18 protein-coding genes are annotated in these 16,049 nt (G+C 41.9%); 14 read left to right on the top strand and 4 right to left on the bottom strand.

What is annotated here, in order from left to right; all coding sequences use genetic code 11:
* Positions 1 to 67: 67 nt before the first annotated feature.
* Together ytvI and C6Y45_RS05280 are read right to left on the bottom strand one after the other, a co-directional pair.
* A complete protein-coding gene (ytvI, locus tag C6Y45_RS05285) occupies positions 68 to 1,123 on the bottom strand; it encodes a sporulation integral membrane protein YtvI (RefSeq protein ID WP_107583986.1) in 1,056 nt (351 codons plus the stop codon).
* A gap of 151 nt (positions 1,124 to 1,274) precedes the next feature.
* Positions 1,275 to 1,637 (bottom strand): YugN family protein, encoded by a 363-nt coding sequence (locus tag C6Y45_RS05280; protein ID WP_107583985.1) that lies wholly within the window; start codon positions 1,635 to 1,637, stop codon positions 1,275 to 1,277.
* A gap of 167 nt (positions 1,638 to 1,804) precedes the next feature.
* Here C6Y45_RS05280 and C6Y45_RS05275 point away from each other — a divergent pair, with 167 nt between their 5' ends.
* From C6Y45_RS05275 to C6Y45_RS05255, 5 genes are read left to right on the top strand one after another with little or no spacing between them, the layout of a single operon-like run.
* Positions 1,805 to 2,248 (top strand): YlbF/YmcA family competence regulator, encoded by a 444-nt coding sequence (locus C6Y45_RS05275; protein ID WP_342752420.1) that lies wholly within the window; start codon positions 1,805 to 1,807, stop codon positions 2,246 to 2,248.
* A 19-nt stretch (positions 2,249 to 2,267) separates the two neighbouring features.
* Positions 2,268 to 2,540 (top strand): YlbG family protein, encoded by a 273-nt coding sequence (locus C6Y45_RS05270; RefSeq protein ID WP_425427852.1) that lies wholly within the window; start codon positions 2,268 to 2,270, stop codon positions 2,538 to 2,540.
* Between the two features lie 59 nt (positions 2,541 to 2,599).
* Complete coding sequence (gene rsmD, locus C6Y45_RS05265) at positions 2,600 to 3,169, top strand: 16S rRNA (guanine(966)-N(2))-methyltransferase RsmD (protein ID WP_342752419.1); 570 nt, start codon at positions 2,600 to 2,602, stop codon at positions 3,167 to 3,169.
* Complete coding sequence (gene coaD / locus C6Y45_RS05260; protein WP_107583982.1) at positions 3,166 to 3,651, top strand: pantetheine-phosphate adenylyltransferase; 486 nt, start codon at positions 3,166 to 3,168, stop codon at positions 3,649 to 3,651. The genes rsmD and coaD overlap by 4 nt, the downstream gene beginning before the upstream one ends.
* A gap of 32 nt (positions 3,652 to 3,683) precedes the next feature.
* Positions 3,684 to 4,736: a SepM family pheromone-processing serine protease gene (locus C6Y45_RS05255; protein WP_342752418.1), complete on the top strand. Its 1,053-nt coding sequence runs from the start codon at positions 3,684 to 3,686 to the stop codon at positions 4,734 to 4,736.
* Positions 4,737 to 5,049: 313 nt separating this feature from the next.
* Here C6Y45_RS05255 and C6Y45_RS05250 read toward each other — a convergent pair whose 3' ends face one another.
* On the bottom strand, positions 5,050 to 6,240 hold the full coding sequence (locus C6Y45_RS05250) for a nucleotidyltransferase (protein WP_107583981.1): 1,191 nt from the start codon (positions 6,238 to 6,240) through the stop codon (positions 5,050 to 5,052).
* 181 nt (positions 6,241 to 6,421) lie between these two features.
* Here C6Y45_RS05250 and C6Y45_RS05245 point away from each other — a divergent pair, with 181 nt between their 5' ends.
* The 3 genes from C6Y45_RS05245 (at position 6,422) to C6Y45_RS05235 (ending at position 8,147) form a co-directional block, all read left to right on the top strand.
* The gene (locus tag C6Y45_RS05245; RefSeq protein WP_107583980.1) at positions 6,422 to 6,940 is read left to right on the top strand and encodes a YceD family protein; all 519 of its coding nucleotides are present in this window, start codon (positions 6,422 to 6,424) and stop codon (positions 6,938 to 6,940) included.
* Between the two features lie 20 nt (positions 6,941 to 6,960).
* Positions 6,961 to 7,134 (top strand): 50S ribosomal protein L32, encoded by a 174-nt coding sequence (gene rpmF, locus C6Y45_RS05240; RefSeq protein WP_107583979.1) that lies wholly within the window; start codon positions 6,961 to 6,963, stop codon positions 7,132 to 7,134.
* A 254-nt stretch (positions 7,135 to 7,388) separates the two neighbouring features.
* Entirely contained in the window at positions 7,389 to 8,147 is a 759-nt protein-coding gene (locus tag C6Y45_RS05235) for an enoyl-CoA hydratase/isomerase family protein (RefSeq protein ID WP_160058140.1), read from the top strand.
* Between the two features lie 143 nt (positions 8,148 to 8,290).
* Here C6Y45_RS05235 and C6Y45_RS05230 read toward each other — a convergent pair whose 3' ends face one another.
* A complete protein-coding gene (locus tag C6Y45_RS05230; RefSeq protein WP_107583977.1) occupies positions 8,291 to 8,764 on the bottom strand; it encodes an N-acetyltransferase in 474 nt (157 codons plus the stop codon).
* 147 nt (positions 8,765 to 8,911) lie between these two features.
* Here C6Y45_RS05230 and C6Y45_RS05225 point away from each other — a divergent pair, with 147 nt between their 5' ends.
* The 6 genes from C6Y45_RS05225 to C6Y45_RS05200 all read left to right on the top strand — a co-directional run bounded on the left by C6Y45_RS05225 (position 8,912) and on the right by C6Y45_RS05200 (position 16,001).
* Positions 8,912 to 9,781: a ketopantoate reductase family protein gene (locus tag C6Y45_RS05225; RefSeq protein ID WP_107583976.1), complete on the top strand. Its 870-nt coding sequence runs from the start codon at positions 8,912 to 8,914 to the stop codon at positions 9,779 to 9,781.
* Positions 9,782 to 9,884: 103 nt separating this feature from the next.
* Positions 9,885 to 11,501: a bacillithiol biosynthesis cysteine-adding enzyme BshC gene (gene bshC / locus C6Y45_RS05220; protein ID WP_107583975.1), complete on the top strand. Its 1,617-nt coding sequence runs from the start codon at positions 9,885 to 9,887 to the stop codon at positions 11,499 to 11,501.
* A gap of 447 nt (positions 11,502 to 11,948) precedes the next feature.
* The gene (gene mraZ / locus C6Y45_RS05215; RefSeq protein WP_107583974.1) at positions 11,949 to 12,377 is read left to right on the top strand and encodes a division/cell wall cluster transcriptional repressor MraZ; all 429 of its coding nucleotides are present in this window, start codon (positions 11,949 to 11,951) and stop codon (positions 12,375 to 12,377) included.
* A 22-nt stretch (positions 12,378 to 12,399) separates the two neighbouring features.
* Positions 12,400 to 13,326 carry a 16S rRNA (cytosine(1402)-N(4))-methyltransferase RsmH gene (rsmH, locus tag C6Y45_RS05210; protein WP_107583973.1) on the top strand — a complete coding sequence of 309 codons (927 nt, stop codon included), beginning with the start codon at positions 12,400 to 12,402 and terminating at the stop codon, positions 13,324 to 13,326.
* A 20-nt stretch (positions 13,327 to 13,346) separates the two neighbouring features.
* Positions 13,347 to 13,712: a cell division protein FtsL gene (ftsL, locus tag C6Y45_RS05205; protein ID WP_107583972.1), complete on the top strand. Its 366-nt coding sequence runs from the start codon at positions 13,347 to 13,349 to the stop codon at positions 13,710 to 13,712.
* 102 nt (positions 13,713 to 13,814) lie between these two features.
* Positions 13,815 to 16,001: a penicillin-binding transpeptidase domain-containing protein gene (locus C6Y45_RS05200; protein WP_107583971.1), complete on the top strand. Its 2,187-nt coding sequence runs from the start codon at positions 13,815 to 13,817 to the stop codon at positions 15,999 to 16,001.
* The last annotated feature ends 48 nt before the right edge of the window (positions 16,002 to 16,049 follow it).

The raw sequence follows: 16,049 nt of genomic DNA, 5'->3' as shown, positions 1-16,049 counted from the left end.
AATGTTTAAGAAAGCTCAGCGTTCATAATTTACGGCATTCGGAAGTAAATATCATCAGCAGAGAGAATTAAACTTTAAAGTTAATTTTTATAATACCTGCTTCCCTGGCACTCGTAAATAAGATAACAAGAAGGGGACCGAGAATAAAGCCTACGGCGCCTAGAAGCATCAACCCAATATAAAGGGAAATAAGGGTCGCAAGCGGTGAAAGGCCGATATGGTGCCCCATCACTTTCGGCTCAACCGTTCTCCGGATTGTAAGCAGAAGACCGGCAAGTATAAACAGCTGCACAGCCATCGGAGTGTCCCCTGTAAACAAATAATATCCGGCCCACGGAGCAAGTATGGCAATGGAACCAATAATAGGAATAAAATCAATAAGCCATATAACAATCGACATAATAAGAGCAACTTCCGGTGCAATAATCAGCAGACCTATAAAAGTAACTATAAAAATAATGATGCTGACTAAAAATTGGGCCTTAAAAAAACCAAAGATAACATAGGAAAGTCTCGAAGACATAAACTGAACTTTTTCAGCAGTCTCCGGTTTTAAATATTGAAAAACTTTCGTTTTTAACCGCGGAATATCTAGTAGAAATAAATACAGTGCTATGAGGTACACAAGCAGGGAAACTATGTAAGACGGAATACTTAATATGAAAGCCGTTACCCATCCGATAACATTCATTTCCTGAAGTCCCTGACGCATATCGATAAGCATACGGGTCACTTCTGCATCGATCGTATCGACGATGTCGCTGGACATATGATCAAATTGACCGCGCAGACTCTCAAGAACTGACATCCATGCAAGATTAACTTCGTTAATGATAACGGGCAGGTTGTCAAGGAATGTGTTTAACTGTGTAAGGGCCCTTGTTAAAACAAAATATACAAGCAGTGCAAGCAGCCCGGTAAAAATGACAAACACAATAAAAACAGCAGTGTTTCTGGAGATACGGGTCCTTCCGGCAAGCATTTTTACTGCAGGGGTTAAAAAAAGCGCAGTTATAAATGCCAGAATGAGTGGAACAGATACTGGTAATATAAAATACATGATCAGGAGAACAGCAATAATTCCTAACCCTATATACAAATAACGTTTTAGTAATGGTGACAATGCCCAGACCCCTTTCGTGTGAATTCAGCCTCAGCAGACATTTCCAGAAGACATTCTGTCAGCCAGCTTCTTTTTATGTATTATTCGAAAAAAAACTTCCGATCTTATTCAGAGGTTTCTCCGGAAAAGATCGAAAGCCATTTGATCAGCTTCAGCTTACAACATCTGCTTTGATTTTCTCAACGATCTGCTCAAGCTTCTGATTGCATTTGTTAACAATCCACTCAGGGAATACTTCGTCGTATTCAATACCATGCGGATAATAATGCCTGCCGAGGTATGGTGCCAGCATGTAAACTTTCGCACTGTTTTTAGGGATTTCTCCTTCATGGATATGAGCAGGTACACGGAAGTAGTATGCGTAAGCGTCCGTGTCAGCCTCATCTACGAATTTAAAATCGTATGTGATGCGCTCATAATCCCATTGAGAATCAAACCCTGCAGCCTGCATAATTTCATCGAGGTCTGCGAAGTTAATTACTTTTCCTTCAAATTCTGTTACTTTAAATTTCATATTCAAAATCCTCCTAACAGCAGTTTGGCCATCCTTCTCTATGATATTATGAAAACTGCTCCGTTGCAATGAAGAGGTGTATTTTTTTACTCATAGACTATCTGCAGCCCCCTGTTTCTCGGACGGTGTGTTTCATGCTATAATTAACAAAGGGAGGTGAGGTCACTATGATGACAATGACCGATATATCCCTTGTACATGAAGCTCAGGATTTAAGTGATCAGATTATTCAATCAGAAGTTTTTCTAACATATATAGAAGCTAAAAAAGAAATTCAGAATAACAGCAGAATTCAAAAGGAGCTTCAGTATTTTCAGACGCTGAAAGAAAAGTATGAAGAAGTTCAGCGGTTTGGCAAATACCATCCCGATTTTCGGACGATCACTTCCGAGGTGCGGGAGTACAAGAGGTATCTGGATACAGATCCACTGGTAGCAGAATTTAAAGCAGCAGAAAAAAATCTTCATGAATTATTAAGTGAAATCAGTCTTCTATTAGCAGGACAGGTTTCTCCAAATATTAAAGTACCTACCGGAAATCCCTTTTTTGATGCCCAGCAGTCTTCCTGCAGCGGCGGATGCGGTTCCGGCGGCAGCTGTGGATGCGGGTGATACGGAGGTGATGCATATGATAACAGAAAGAGTGGGGCTCGCTGTATACATTCAGTCTTTAAAGCAGGTTAAGCAGCTTAAACGCTTTGGGCATGTACATTATGCCTCCAGGAAGATGAAGTATGCCATCCTTTACTGCGATCTGGAAAACGTGGAGGAAACAGTAACCAGGCTTGAAAAACTGCCCTTTGTAAAAGAAGTATCGATGTCTATGCGCCCGTGGGTAAAAACGGAGTATCAGGAAATCGTTCCTGAGCGTGAAAAGAAAGACGATTACAAAATGGGTTTATAGGTTGACGGCGTCTCATGCGGGGTAACCTGTGGGGCGCCTTTTAAAATGATCGGAAACAGGTGATCTGTGTGAGAATAATCAGCGGTGAAAAAAAGGGGTTTTCTGTTAAAGCAGTGCCGGGAATGAATACACGTCCTACAACAGATAAAATAAGAGAATCAATGTTTCAGATCATCGGCCCCCGTTTTGAAGGGGGAACTATGCTTGATCTCTACGGGGGAAGCGGAGTCGTCGGTCTCGAAGCACTTTCAAGAGGTATGGATAAAGTCATTTTTGTTGATAAAAGCCCGAGTGCAGTACAGACTATAAAAAACAATCTGAGAGCGGCGGGCTGGGCAGCGCGTGCTGAAGTGTACCGTAATGAATCATACCTGGCATTGAAAGCAGTAAGCAGGAAAGGTTATCAATTTGAAATGATATTTCTGGATCCTCCGTATGAGAAGCATAACCTGCAGAAAGATCTGGAATTCATTTCTGAAAAACAGTTGCTGAAGACTGGCGGAATAGTTATTGTTGAACACGCTCGTAAAGTTATACTTCCTGAAACATATGAAAACTTGTATATGGAACGAAGGGAGAATTACGGGATAACTACGATAAGCATATATAGAGAGGGGGAAGCAGAATGACTACAGCACTTATTCCGGGGAGTTTTGACCCCGTAACGAATGGTCATGTGAATATTATCGAACGAGGAACGAAAATGTTCGATAAGGTCATAGTCGGTGTTCTGCACAACAGTAAAAAAAATCCTCTATTTAGTCTGGATGAAAAACAGGAACTGCTGAAATCGGCTACTGCTCATTTGGAAAATGTAGAAATAACAACTTTTGACGGACTTTTAATTGATTTCGCAGCTGAAAAAGGCGTTTCAGTTCTCTTAAAAGGACTGCGTTCCGTAACTGATTTTGAATACGAAGGTCCGATGGCAGTAATGAACCGCCGGATGAACAGCAGTATTGAAACTGTGTTTTTGCACACTGACCCGGACTACGCCTCTATTAGTTCTACTCTTATAAAGGAAGTAGCAAAATACGACGCCCTTCCGGAAGGGTTCGTACATGCACAAGTTAAAGCTGCTTTAAAAAGAAAATTCGGGTATGAATCCTGAGCAAAGTTAAAGATAGAAGATAGAGGTGTTTTATGATGACAGCAGACACTGAACAAAATTCGAAAAGAGGGCTTTCCTGGATCAAGTGGGTAGTATTAATAGGAGTGCTTTTAGCTTTGAATTTCGTAGAGCTTCCCTATTATTTTTCTGTACCCGGTGAGCCCCAGGTGCTGAGGGAAGTTATAGAAGTAGAAGACGGCTACGAATATGAAGGGGACTTTGCGTTAACGACTATTCGCATGGGAAAAGCCAATACTGTAAATTATGTCTGGTCGTTAATAAGCGATAGAAGAGAGCTTATTCATGAAGATGAAGTCCGTCCCCCTGGTGAAACAGACGAAATGTACCATCACCGTCAAATGATGATGATGGCTTCCTCTCAGGAACAGGCTATACTGGTAGCCTACAATGCGGCTGGAAAGGAAGCGGAATTCGAAGAATATGGTGTGCTTGTTACTTCTATTATTCCCGGCATGGGAGCAGAAGGCCGTCTGGAAGAAGGAGATCTTATTATTTCCATTAATGGAGAAGAGGTTAGAGAAGTTAATGAAATGTTTGAAATCCTGGATGATGCAGATATTGGGGATGAAGTAACTGTTACTTATGAAAGAGAAGAAGAAATCGAAGAAACGGTCATTGAAATTGAGGAATTCCCGGAAGAGTTAGAAGCAGAGGAAGGGAGCGGGGGGCTGGGTATCTCCAACCCTGTAACCGACCGTGAACTAATAAGAGATCCTGAAGTGACGATAGATACAAACAGTATCGGAGGTCCTTCTGCAGGACTTATGTTTTCGCTGGAAATATATAATCAGCTTGTAGAAGAAGATATTACAAAAGGAAGGTCCATTGCCGGTACAGGGTCTATTGACGAAGATGGAAATGTGGGAAGAATTGGAGGAGTCGGACAAAAAGTATATGCTTCCCATGAAGAAGGTACGGACATCTTTTTCGTTCCGGTGGAAGAGGGCACAGAAGACAGTAACTATGAAGAAGCTGTCAGCGCCGGGGAAGCGGCAGATACATCAATGGAAATTGTTCCTGTAGGTTCTTTCAGCGAAGCGCTGGAATATTTGAATTCCCTATAAAAAACTATGTAAGTTTGGTGATGGCCGGAAGAAATTTCTTGAACTTTTCAGATGCCTAACTGCTTCTTCCACGGGCCTCACAGGTTTCTGCTTCGGTTTTATTAATAATTGTAAAGATAGGGGCTTTTTATCAGCAAAAAGAATTTCTATTTGTATAATAAGTGCCTCCCCGTAGAAGCGAACATGCTTCTTGATTTCCAGAACACCCTAAAATTAATCAGAATTAATCACAAAAGCTGTTAAAAGTCGGATACTCCGACTTTTAACAGCTTTTGTTACTAACAGGGTTTTACATGCAAAAGCGTACTCCAAGTTATAGAATGATGATTCGGCGCTTATGTTCAAATTGTCTGTTGCGACTGTCCACAGCAAGAGAATGAATATCTCCTGAACGTACGGTTAATTGATCTGCCATTGTCTCAGCTTCTCCTGCTCTGGATAAAAGAGGAAGAGATAAAGTTTTCTTTTTTCGGTTTAAGTACTGCTGCCCTTTTTTATTCATCCCAAGAAGTCGGAGCGAGGAGGGCTTTCCTGATGCCTGCTTTACTTCATCCTTTGTAACACCGTGCAATATATGTGTACTGAGACGCTGAAGGCGTGTACGAGTGTATCTTTTCGTCTTTAGATTATCCAAAAATTCAGCGAAGCTTTCGGCAGTACGGTATTTCATTAATCGGTGCTCAAGCCCTTCCTCACACTCGTAAATTCCTTTTAATTCCTCAGGAGAAGTTCTGAAAAGAGCATATTGAAGCATTGGATAATAATTTTCCCAGCTGTGCAGTATTCCGTACTGCTTTTTATAAGCTGACAGAAGATCAAGTGTGGAAGCTGGTACGTATGCGGCAAGACTTTGAAGCTTTTTTCCTTTTGCAATCATCGTTCGTAAAGCTGTAGCACTGGCAATCGAAGAGGCGTCGGAAGGTTTTTCGTCATGATAGCCTGCTCCTTTTCTCTGGATAGTATGCATTGAAATACTTGTATCCGAAGCTGCTTTAACGTAATGATAGCCGAGAATATTATTCGGAAGGGTTAAATCGAGCGATTTTTCTTCAGGAAACATCGAGTGAAAAGCTTCAGAAAAGCTGCGGGGATAACTTTTTCCGGTGCGCAGGTATTTTTGTGTTTCCTTATTAATAATTTTCTCGTTTTCCTTTAAAAGATGAAGGGTACGGTAAAAGATAGAAATGTCTCCTGATTCGCTTCCGAAACAAATATCAGTGACTCCCATTTCTTTGAGGATAGCTACAGAGCCCTCAGCAAAGTAATCTGCCTTTTGTACGGCCGAGGAATAGGGAAGTTCCATAACAATATCCACACCCTGGCTGAGAGCCATTTCAGCTCTCGTCCATTTGTCGGTTAATGCCGGTTCTCCTCTTTGAAGAAAAGAACCGCTCATTACAGCGATCGTTACGTCGGGCTTCAAAAGGTTTTTAGCTGTCTGCAGATGGTAGGCATGACCGTGATGAAATGGATTATACTCAACAATAACTCCAAGAACTTTCATTTATATGCACCATCTTTCTGTACAGTTTAAATCCTGTTCATTATACAACAATTACTACTTAAGGGAGGTTGTTAAAGGGAAATTATTTAAGAATAAACCGAAAAAAGAATGTAAAGAGATTACCTTGACAATTGATTTTTACAGCGATATAATTACATTTGTTGTCTTGAGGTGAATATAAATGAAATGGTCGATACAGCAGCTGTTTTCCTACCGGGACAAAGAGCTGCATCTGGATGAATCGGTCGATGCAGAAGAATTAAAACAAAGAGACCGTGAGATTCGTGACATAAGTGAAGTTCAGGTTCAGGGCCACGGATCAGTATCAAAAGATCTTGCTACTTTTATACTGAATATCAGTGGAAAAATGATTCTTCCCTGTGCACGTACACTGAATGATGTGGAATATCCATTTTCCATTGACGCAGTGGAATCCTTCCAATTGTCGGAGCGGGCCACCTTCGATGAGGATGACGATGTTCACGAATTGACTAATAACACGGTCGACTTAAAGCCGTATGTTATGGAGAGAATCCTTCTGGAAAAACCTCTCCGTGTTTTCAGCGGTGAACCCACAGGCCCTGCACCCAATACAGGTGAGGGTTGGGAACTGCAGGCGGAAGAAGAATCACCTTCTGCCGGGCAGAAAGTAGATCCAAGGCTTGCTAAGCTGGAAGACTATTTTAAAAACAATGAATGATCTTCAAGGAGGTGGGACTCATGGCAGTACCTTTTCGTAAAACAAGTAAAACCCGTAAAAATAAGCGTCGGACTCACTTGAAACTACGCGTACCAGGAATGGTGGAATGTCCTGATTGCGGAGAGATGAAACTCTCCCACCGTGTATGTAAATCATGCGGATCTTATAAAGGCCGTGACGTAGTAAGCAAATAAGATTGAAGCAGGAAGGCGGTGAACCTTCCTGCTTTTTTGTATTGGTAATCAGGCGGGTTTTGAAAAATTTTCAGCTTTTTAAAATTCAGAAACGATATATTTTCAGTAATAAACTTAGCCGCTGTTTAATCATCGATAAATTCGTGCTGCTGTACTGCTGAAGAAATTTGAAATAGTTTGCGGGCCGGACTGCCTCCAGTCCTGGCAGCACACTTCTGTCTTTTAAAATGTCAGCGCATACAAAGGAGCTTAATATGAAATTACTGAAAGAGGAAACAAACAATGGACTGATGATCTGGAAAATAAATCGCCCGGAGGCGAAAAATGCTGTTGATTTTGAAGTGATTCACCTTTTTGAAAAATATTTGGATGAAATTGAAAATAGAAAAGATATACGAGCGCTTATTATTACTGGAAGCGGTGGGTCTTTCTGCAGCGGTGGGGATCTGGAGGCTTTTCATGGACTTCGTACGGCAGCAGAGGCAAGAACGATGCTGCTGCCGATGAATAAAGTTCTTCGCAGGATATCTTCGCTTTCAACCCTGGTTATTACATATGTAGATGGAGCCGCTGTAGGCGGAGGGGCGGAGCTTGCTTCTGCGGGAGATTTGATTTACGTTTCCCCGCGAACTTCGCTTGGATTTATACAGGGAAAACTTTCGCTGACTACCGGATGGGGAGGGGCAGCCCTCGCAAAAGAAAAAGTTGGATATGGGCGTGCTTTGAAAATGCTGGTTTCTGCTGAAAGAATTAACTCAGAGAAGCTGCTGCAGACCGGTTTTGCAGATGGAACTGCCTATACAATAGATGAATTGATAGAAAAAATTGACTGGCCGGTATCAGCTGGTATTATTAAAAAATACAAACATCATTTAAAAAATTATAAAGTTATGGATAATATGGAAGAAGAAGCATATCTCTGCTCTGAGATGTGGGAATCTGAGGAACATCATCATGCGGTGGAGTCTTTTCTTCGTAAAAAGAATGAAGGTAAAGGCTGGAAAAAGTCTTGATAATTAGAACCTGAGTGTTTAATTACAGACGATATGCCGAAAGATACTGGCAGCAGCCTTTCGTTGGGCTGATGGGGGGCATTAGGCATAAGCCTCAAAAAAAGCTGTCCCGGATTGAACACCAGAGACAGCTTCATTATAAGTTATTTCTGTTCTCCTACCCCTGACGGAAACCAGACGTAAGGATTTTCCCCTTTATCCCGTGCTTCATCGTAAGTAATAGGTTCGAAACCTTGTTTCTTCCAAAACTCATCAGAGCGCTGACGGGCATTCGTCTTAACAGGAAGACCTTCCGATTTAGCGAAGTCTACTAGAGCTTTGCCAATCCCTTTATTCTGAAACCCTGGAAGAACTTCCATTTTCCATAGTTCCAAGTAATCCTGCGGGGGATCAAAATAACGGTCAAACTTAGCTTCTATTCTGTAAAGACTCATTCTTGCTACGAGCTTGTCTCCAAAATAAATTCCATAAAAAGGAGATTCGCTGTCATTTTCCACAATGTTATCCTGAAGGTCTTCTTTCATTGATAATTCCTGAACGCCATACTCGCGGAAGTTTTCAAATTCTTCCAAAGTTTTGAAGTTAATGCGAAGACGTACTACTTCGTGTTTCTCCATAGAGCGGTCCCTCCACTTTCTTTAACAAAATCGCTGAGACATGGTATGACTATGTAAGCGTTATCTGTTATTATATATGAAATATTTCACAGATGAAAGTGATGACATCGTACATTAATAAAATATTTAATTGCAGGAGGCATTTATATGGATATTATGATAATTGGAGGAGGAGCTGTCGGGCTTCTGTCTGCTGTTTTTTTAAAGCAGGCGGGCTGCAATGTCATGATTCGCACGCGGACTGAAAAGCAGGCAGAAGCAATAAATGAAGACGGTTTAAAGATGGATGGTGAGATATGGGAAGTTAAGGCATCAACGGACTCTTCCAGCTGGAAACCGGAGGCTGTAATAATAGCTGTGAAACAATATCACCTTGAAGAAATTTTAAACAGTAATATTCCTGCTGAAGTCCCGTGGCTGTTTATTCAAAACGGTATGGGACATACAGAGCTTGCTGAAAAGTTTCATTCTGCCCCTTTATTCAGTATAGTAACACATGGAGCTGTCCGTAAAGGACCCGCGGAGGTGATACATACAGGCAGCGGGAAATTTATTATCGGAGGAAGTGTGAAGTCCGGATTCATTGAAATGCTGGAAAAAACAGGAGCACCAATGAACGCAGAGTGGACAGATAATATTCAGTTGCAGCTGAAAAAGAAACTGTTAGTAAATGCTGTGGTGAATCCTTTAACCGTTCTTTATGAAACGAGAAACGGTTATCTGCTGGAAAATACAAAAGCAAAGGAAGAAGCATATAAATTATTTGAAGAAGCTGCAGAAGTTTTGAATATGCCGAAAAGCAGCTGGGCTTTTGTGGAGGAAATTATCGAGAGTACGAAACTTAATTACTCTTCGATGCTTATGGATTATAAAAAAGGGCGGGCTCTTGAACTCGAAAGTATCAACGGCTGGATTATAAAAGAAGGAACAAATCAAAATATAGCTGTTTCTGAAAACCTCCGCATTGTAGAAGCTGTTAAGAACAAAGTGAGTTCCCGGGTTATCCGCAGAGATTAAAAAACTTATGCCCGGGGAATTCGTGCATTTTGAGCCGATATTTTGGAGGGGGGGAAAGTCTCTGCTATAATTGACGGGACTTTAGGAGAAAGGTTGACTTTAAATGGAGCTGAAAAAGACGAGGTTATTTGAACCGGATACATATGCGGGGCGGTATTTAAACGCTGACAGCGAGATTATATCTTTTTATGACTATCAGCTGAACGAAACGCAGGAACGAGCCGATGAACTGGACAAACTCACTTTTAATAGAGACAAAGTTGTATCGGCGCTGCAATCTTTTCAAAGACGGTCTTTTCCGTGCGAACAGGCACTTTTCCAGACGGAGCGTCTGCTTCAGGAGGATTCAGTAGCTGTCGTAGGAGGGCAGCAGGCGGGACTTCTTACTGGTCCTTTATACACGATACATAAAATCGTTTCCATTATTTCTGAATCCAGGCGGTTGGAACGTGAACTTGAACGGCCTGTAATTCCTGTATTCTGGATAGCTGGAGAAGATCATGATATAGACGAAATAAATCATACGTTTTTTCACGACAAAAATAATATTAGTAAAATAAAAATAAAAGAACGAAACGATATTAAAACACCTGCGAGTGAAAGAATTATTAATAAGGAAGCGGCCCTGGAGGCTGTCTACGAGGCATTGAAAAGCATGCCGGAGACTTCAGAAACACAAGAAATAAAAAAAGGGCTGCTGGACGACATAAAAAAAGATCTTACTTATACAGAATGGTGTGCAGAAGTGCTTTACAGGCTGTTTAAAGGAAGCGGGCTTGTAGTGATGGACGCTCATGATCCGGAGATCCGGGAAATAGAAAAGGAATATTTCTCCGAAATGGTAAGAAACAATACGACGATGCGGCGTGCCTTTAGCTCTCAGGCAGAAAAGATGTATGAAAAAGGTTTCGGGGAGCCAATTGCTATAGATCCAAACAACGCTCACTTGTTTATAGAAGAAAATAATCAGCGTTATCTTCTTCAATCTGATGGGAGCAGATGGTGGAAAAAAGGTGAGGATCATTTATGGAACGAAGAAGAGATATCAGCTGCTCTTATTAAGAAAGGCGGACTAAGCAATAATGTGGTAAGCCGTCCGGTTATGCAGGATTTAATCCTGCCTGTTCATACTTTTATAGCTGGAGCAGGGGAACTGCATTACTGGGGGACTTTGAAAGAAGTCTTTCATTCCTTTGGACACCGTATGCCTTTAGTAAAACCCCGTCATTCAATTACATTCGTTTCAAGAAAATCTGAAAAAACGCTCAATCAATACGGGATAAATCTAAAGGATGTAATCAACAGAGGTACAAAGGAAATCAGGCAGAAGAGACTTGAAGATGCGGATGGGGCACATTCGGAAAAACTCATTGAAAATGTGGAATCAAAAGTATCTGAGGAACTTCAGTTGTTACTGGAAATGGGCGGGAGTCAGCGTACAAGGGAACAGCTGCATGAACGGTATATGAAGAAATGGAAAAAGTTAATGGAAGATTACCGAAAAGATTATAATAAAGCCCTGGAAGAAGAAGAAGCTGTTCATTTAAAACGCCTTGAAGCCTTGGAAGCAGAAATTTTCCCGGAGAAAAATAAGCAGGAGCGATTTTTGAACATTCATCCATTTTTGAATAATTATGGTAATGATCTGGTGGAGCGGCTGACTCAAAATGTTGTAAAACAGGATAATGGCGAACCTTCCCATTTTACAGCATATTTATAACACGAAAGTCTGATGTGCAGAAATCTGCCTTCAGGCTTTTTTTGATTTGTCTGCCATCTGGAAGTGTTTAATAAGTGGAGTCGTCTTCCCTGATATTTTCTTGTATTATTAAAATGGTGTAAAACAATATAAAAAGAAAAAGCACCACGTGTAAAAACTTCTGCAGGGATGTTAATTTTCAAAGTACAACAGTTTTGAAGGAGTCTCCCTGATATTATTATGAATTTCTTAAAATAATCCTTGTCTGCCGGCGAAGCAGAGACCTTTTCAGCCATCATAATACCCGTGTCTTATATTCTCGTGACACGGCCGGTACATAAATAGTCGGATCAGGCAGGGATAAAAAAACGCGTGATTCTGAAAATTTTATGAATGTTTCAATTTAAGTGGTAGAAAGTGGAGAGTTGTGGTAAATTAGTGTTAAGCGGTGGAAAGGAGAGGGCCTGAATGTTCATCGGTGAATTTGAACATCAACTGGACAGCAAAGGCAGGATTATTATTCCGTCTAAATTCCGGAATAATTTAGGAGCCTCTTTCGTAGTAACCCGCGGAATGGATAAATGCTTGTTTGTGTACCCTCTAAATGAATGGGAAAAATTAGAAAATAAACTGCAGGAACTACCTTTCACTAAAAAGGATGCCAGGGCATTTACCCGATTCTTTTTTTCAGGTGCATCAGAATGTGAACTGGATAAACAGAATCGTATCAATATTCCTCCTGTTCTTAGAAAACATGCAGGTATTGAAAAAGAGTGTGTGATTATTGGAGTTTCCTCAAGAGTTGAAATTTGGGATAAAAATGAATGGGAAAATTATGTGGAAAATTCCACAGAGTCATTTGCAGAAATTGCTGAAGGACTTTTTGATATGGAATAAGAAGTGAGGAGGGCAGGAGCTTTTGTTTGAGCATGAAACCGTACTAAAAGAAGAAACAGTAGAAGGTTTGAATATTAAGCCTGACGGGACTTATGTAGATTGTACACTCGGTGGAGGAGGACACAGCGAACGTCTTCTTGGAGAACTTTCAGAGTCAGGAATGCTTTATGCCTTTGATCAGGACGAAGCGGCACTTAATGCCGCAAGAAAAAGGTTGAATTCACCGAACATCCGCTTTATTCTATCCAATTTCAGCGGTATGACTGAAGCTTTGAACAGAGAAGGTATCACTCAGGTTGATGGAATAATGTTCGATCTCGGCGTCTCCTCCCCTCAATTTGATGTTCCTGAACGCGGTTTCAGCTACCGTTATGACGCTCCTCTGGATATGAGAATGGATCAGCGTCAGGAACTGACTGCCGGGAAAATAATTAATACCTGGAGCTTTCAGGATCTCCATAGGATTATACATACTTACGGAGAAGAAAAGTTTGCAAAACAGATTGCGCGAAAAATCGAAAAAGCGAGAGAAATAAAGCCAATTGAAACGACGTTTGAGCTGGTGGAAATTATTAAAGATGCAATCCCTGCTCCTGCGCGGCGGACAGGCGGGCATCCGGCTAAACGGACGTTCCAGGCTTTTCGGATAGCTGTGAACGATGAACTCGGAGTATTGGAGAACGCTTTGAAACAGGCAGTTGATCTGCTTGCCCCCGGCGGCAGAATAGCTGTTATAACGTTTCATTCACTTGAAGACCGGATATGTAAAAAATTCTTTAAGCAGCTCAGCAGCCTGCCGGAACTTCCCAAAGGTCTGCCTGTTATACCGGATGGAATGGAGCCCGTATTAAAATTGATCACAAGAAAACCTGTTACTGCATCTCCTGAAGAGCTCGAAAAAAACAACCGTGCTCATTCAGCAAAGCTTCGTATAGCTGAAAAACAATAACATAAAGGAGGGTACATAAAATGAGTGTATTATTAGAGCATCGTCAAGAATCATCTGAACCAAAACGGCAGACCAGCCAGACTCCGGGGAGGCAAAAGTCAAGCAGGCGTATAACGCGGGGAGAGAAGCTCATTTACAGTTTGGCAGCTCCAGTTATTCTGGCTTTCAGCTTTATCATCGTAAGCAATTATGCGACCCTCTATTCCCTCAACCACGAGATGCAAACCACAGAAACCGCTATTACAGAACAGGAAAGCATGAATGACGCACTTGCGCTGCAGGTGACCGAGTTGTCCGACCCTGACCGCATTCTTACAATTGCACAGTCGGAATTGGGCATGACAATGAATGATGGGCAGGTTCATGTAGTTCACCAGCTCGATTAAAAAGGTTTAGGACCAGTAAAACTTTTTCGGAGCTTTGTATAAGATGCCGGGAAAGTTTTTTCTGTTGTGCGGTGGTTTCAAGCGTTAAAGGGAGGATTACAGGTGGATATAACTAAAAACTATAAAATTACTAAAAGGGCAGTGATTGTTGCCTCTGTTTTTGCGCTGGCAATTCTCATCATGTTTTCCAGGTTCGTTTACATACAAGCGTCAAAGGAAGTGCAGGATGTTGATCTGGAAGCACTTCTGCAGGAACGATGGACTCAAACAATTTCCATCGAAGGAGAGAGAGGGAATATCGTCGACCGCAACGGGGAAGTACTTGCGGAAGAAATTCCCTCCTACACTATCGTTGCTGTTCTGGACGAAAGGCTGGACTCTTACATCGATGATCCTCGAGCCGCTGCAGAAACATTATCTCCTGTACTTGGAGCAGATGTCGATTATCTGGAAGCTCAGCTTTCCAGAGATTCAGTACAGGTAGAACTGGGTGCTGCTGCAAAAAATCTCAGCTACGAGACGAAAGAAGAAGTTGAAAACCTTGAAATTCCAGGAATTACTTTCCGTGAAGATCCGCGCAGGTACTACCCTAAACAGACTTTCGCCTCGCATATTCTCGGCTATACTGAAAGAGACATGTCTGAAGCCAGAATGGGACTCGAGCAGAGTCTTGACAGCTATCTGGCAGGAGAGGCCGGTTCTATTCAATTCCAGCGGGATGGCAGAGGCCGCCAGCTTCCTCAGGATGAAGAAATAATTCAGGAACCCGAGCACGGGGAAGATGTTATGCTTACTATTGATTCACGGATCCAGACAGCTATGGAGCAGACGATGAATCAGGCAGACGAATTATATGAGCCGGAACGAATGATGGCAGTTGTAGCTAATGCTAAAACAGGAGAAATTTTAGGGATGTCCAACCGTCCTAGTTTCAATCCAAACGAATACGAAGAGATCGAAAATTATACAAACTATAATATTTCCTCCAGATTTGAACCGGGATCGACGATGAAAATTTTCACGCTGGCTGCTGCAGTCGAAGAAGGTGTATATAATGGGGAAGCGGAGTTTGAATCCGGTACGTATCAAGTAACGGACCGGACGATACGCGATCATAATGATGGAGAAGGTTGGGGAGAAATTTCATTTAATGAAGGGGTTCAACGATCATCCAACGTAGCCTTTTCCAAAATAGCTATAGAAATACTTGGTCCTGACAGACTTTATGAGTATATTGATAAATTCGGTTTTAGGGAACCAACCGGTATAGATCTTCCTAATGAAGTTAATGGGGGAGAGATTGCAGAAACATATACGATTGACGCTGCCACTACAGCCTTTGGTCAGGCTACGTCTATTTCTCCTATGCAGCAGGTTAAAGCAGCTACAGCTATTGCAAATAATGGAAAAATGATGAAACCTTATGTCGTATCGGAAATAATAGACTCTGACACCGGTGAAACTATTGAAAAAAAAGAGCCTCAGATAGATGGAGAACCTATATCTGAAGCGACAGCAATGGAGGTAAGGGAAATATTAGAAACCGTCGTTTCCCAGGAGGAAGGAACGGGCCAGATGTATGCTGTAGAAGGTTTTGATATAGCCGGTAAAACAGGAACCGCCCAAATTCCGGAGGAAGATGGGAGCGGGTATCAGTCGGGGCACGGTAAAAACATTTATTCATTTATCGGCATGGCCCCTGCCGATGACCCGGAAGTTATCGTTTATGTAGCTGTTGACCGACCGGAACTTGAATTAAACGAATACGGTAATCAACCGGTATCACTTATTTTCCGACAAGTTATGGAACAGAGCCTGCAGTACTTGAACATACCAGCGGAGACACCTGCAGATAGCACAGACGATACTTCAGGGGTATATGAAATACCTGATCTTACTAATGAAACTGCCGCTCAGGCAGTTTCAGAGCTTGAAGAATCAGGGATGAATACTACCGTGCTCGGAAGTGGTACTGAAGTCCAGGCACAATCTCATGCCCCTGGAACCTCGCTCGCCCCTGGTGAACGTGTTATTTTGAAAACAAGTGGAGAAATTCATATGCCGGATATTGAAGGCTGGAGTTTAAGAAGTATTCAGCAGCTCGCAGCAGTGCTGGATGTCAGTCTTGATCACGAAGGCGTCGGCTTTGTGTCCTCCCAGTTTCCACAGGAAGGAACACTGATGGAGGAAATAGAGGGGATTGAAGCAGAACTCGGCGGCTCGGAAGAATCAGAGGAGACAGAAGAGACAGAAGAGACAGAAGAAGAGGAAGAAACTGAGGAGGAGTAAACTGCTTCACAATTATAAAATTATTGTCAGCTGCCTCAAACATTGAGG

This window comes from Alkalicoccus saliphilus (genome assembly GCF_003044065.1).
In the GTDB taxonomy this organism is placed as follows: Bacteria; Bacillota; Bacilli; order Bacillales; family Salisediminibacteriaceae; genus Alkalicoccus; species Alkalicoccus saliphilus.
This window is presented reverse-complemented; position numbering and strand designations above follow the sequence as displayed.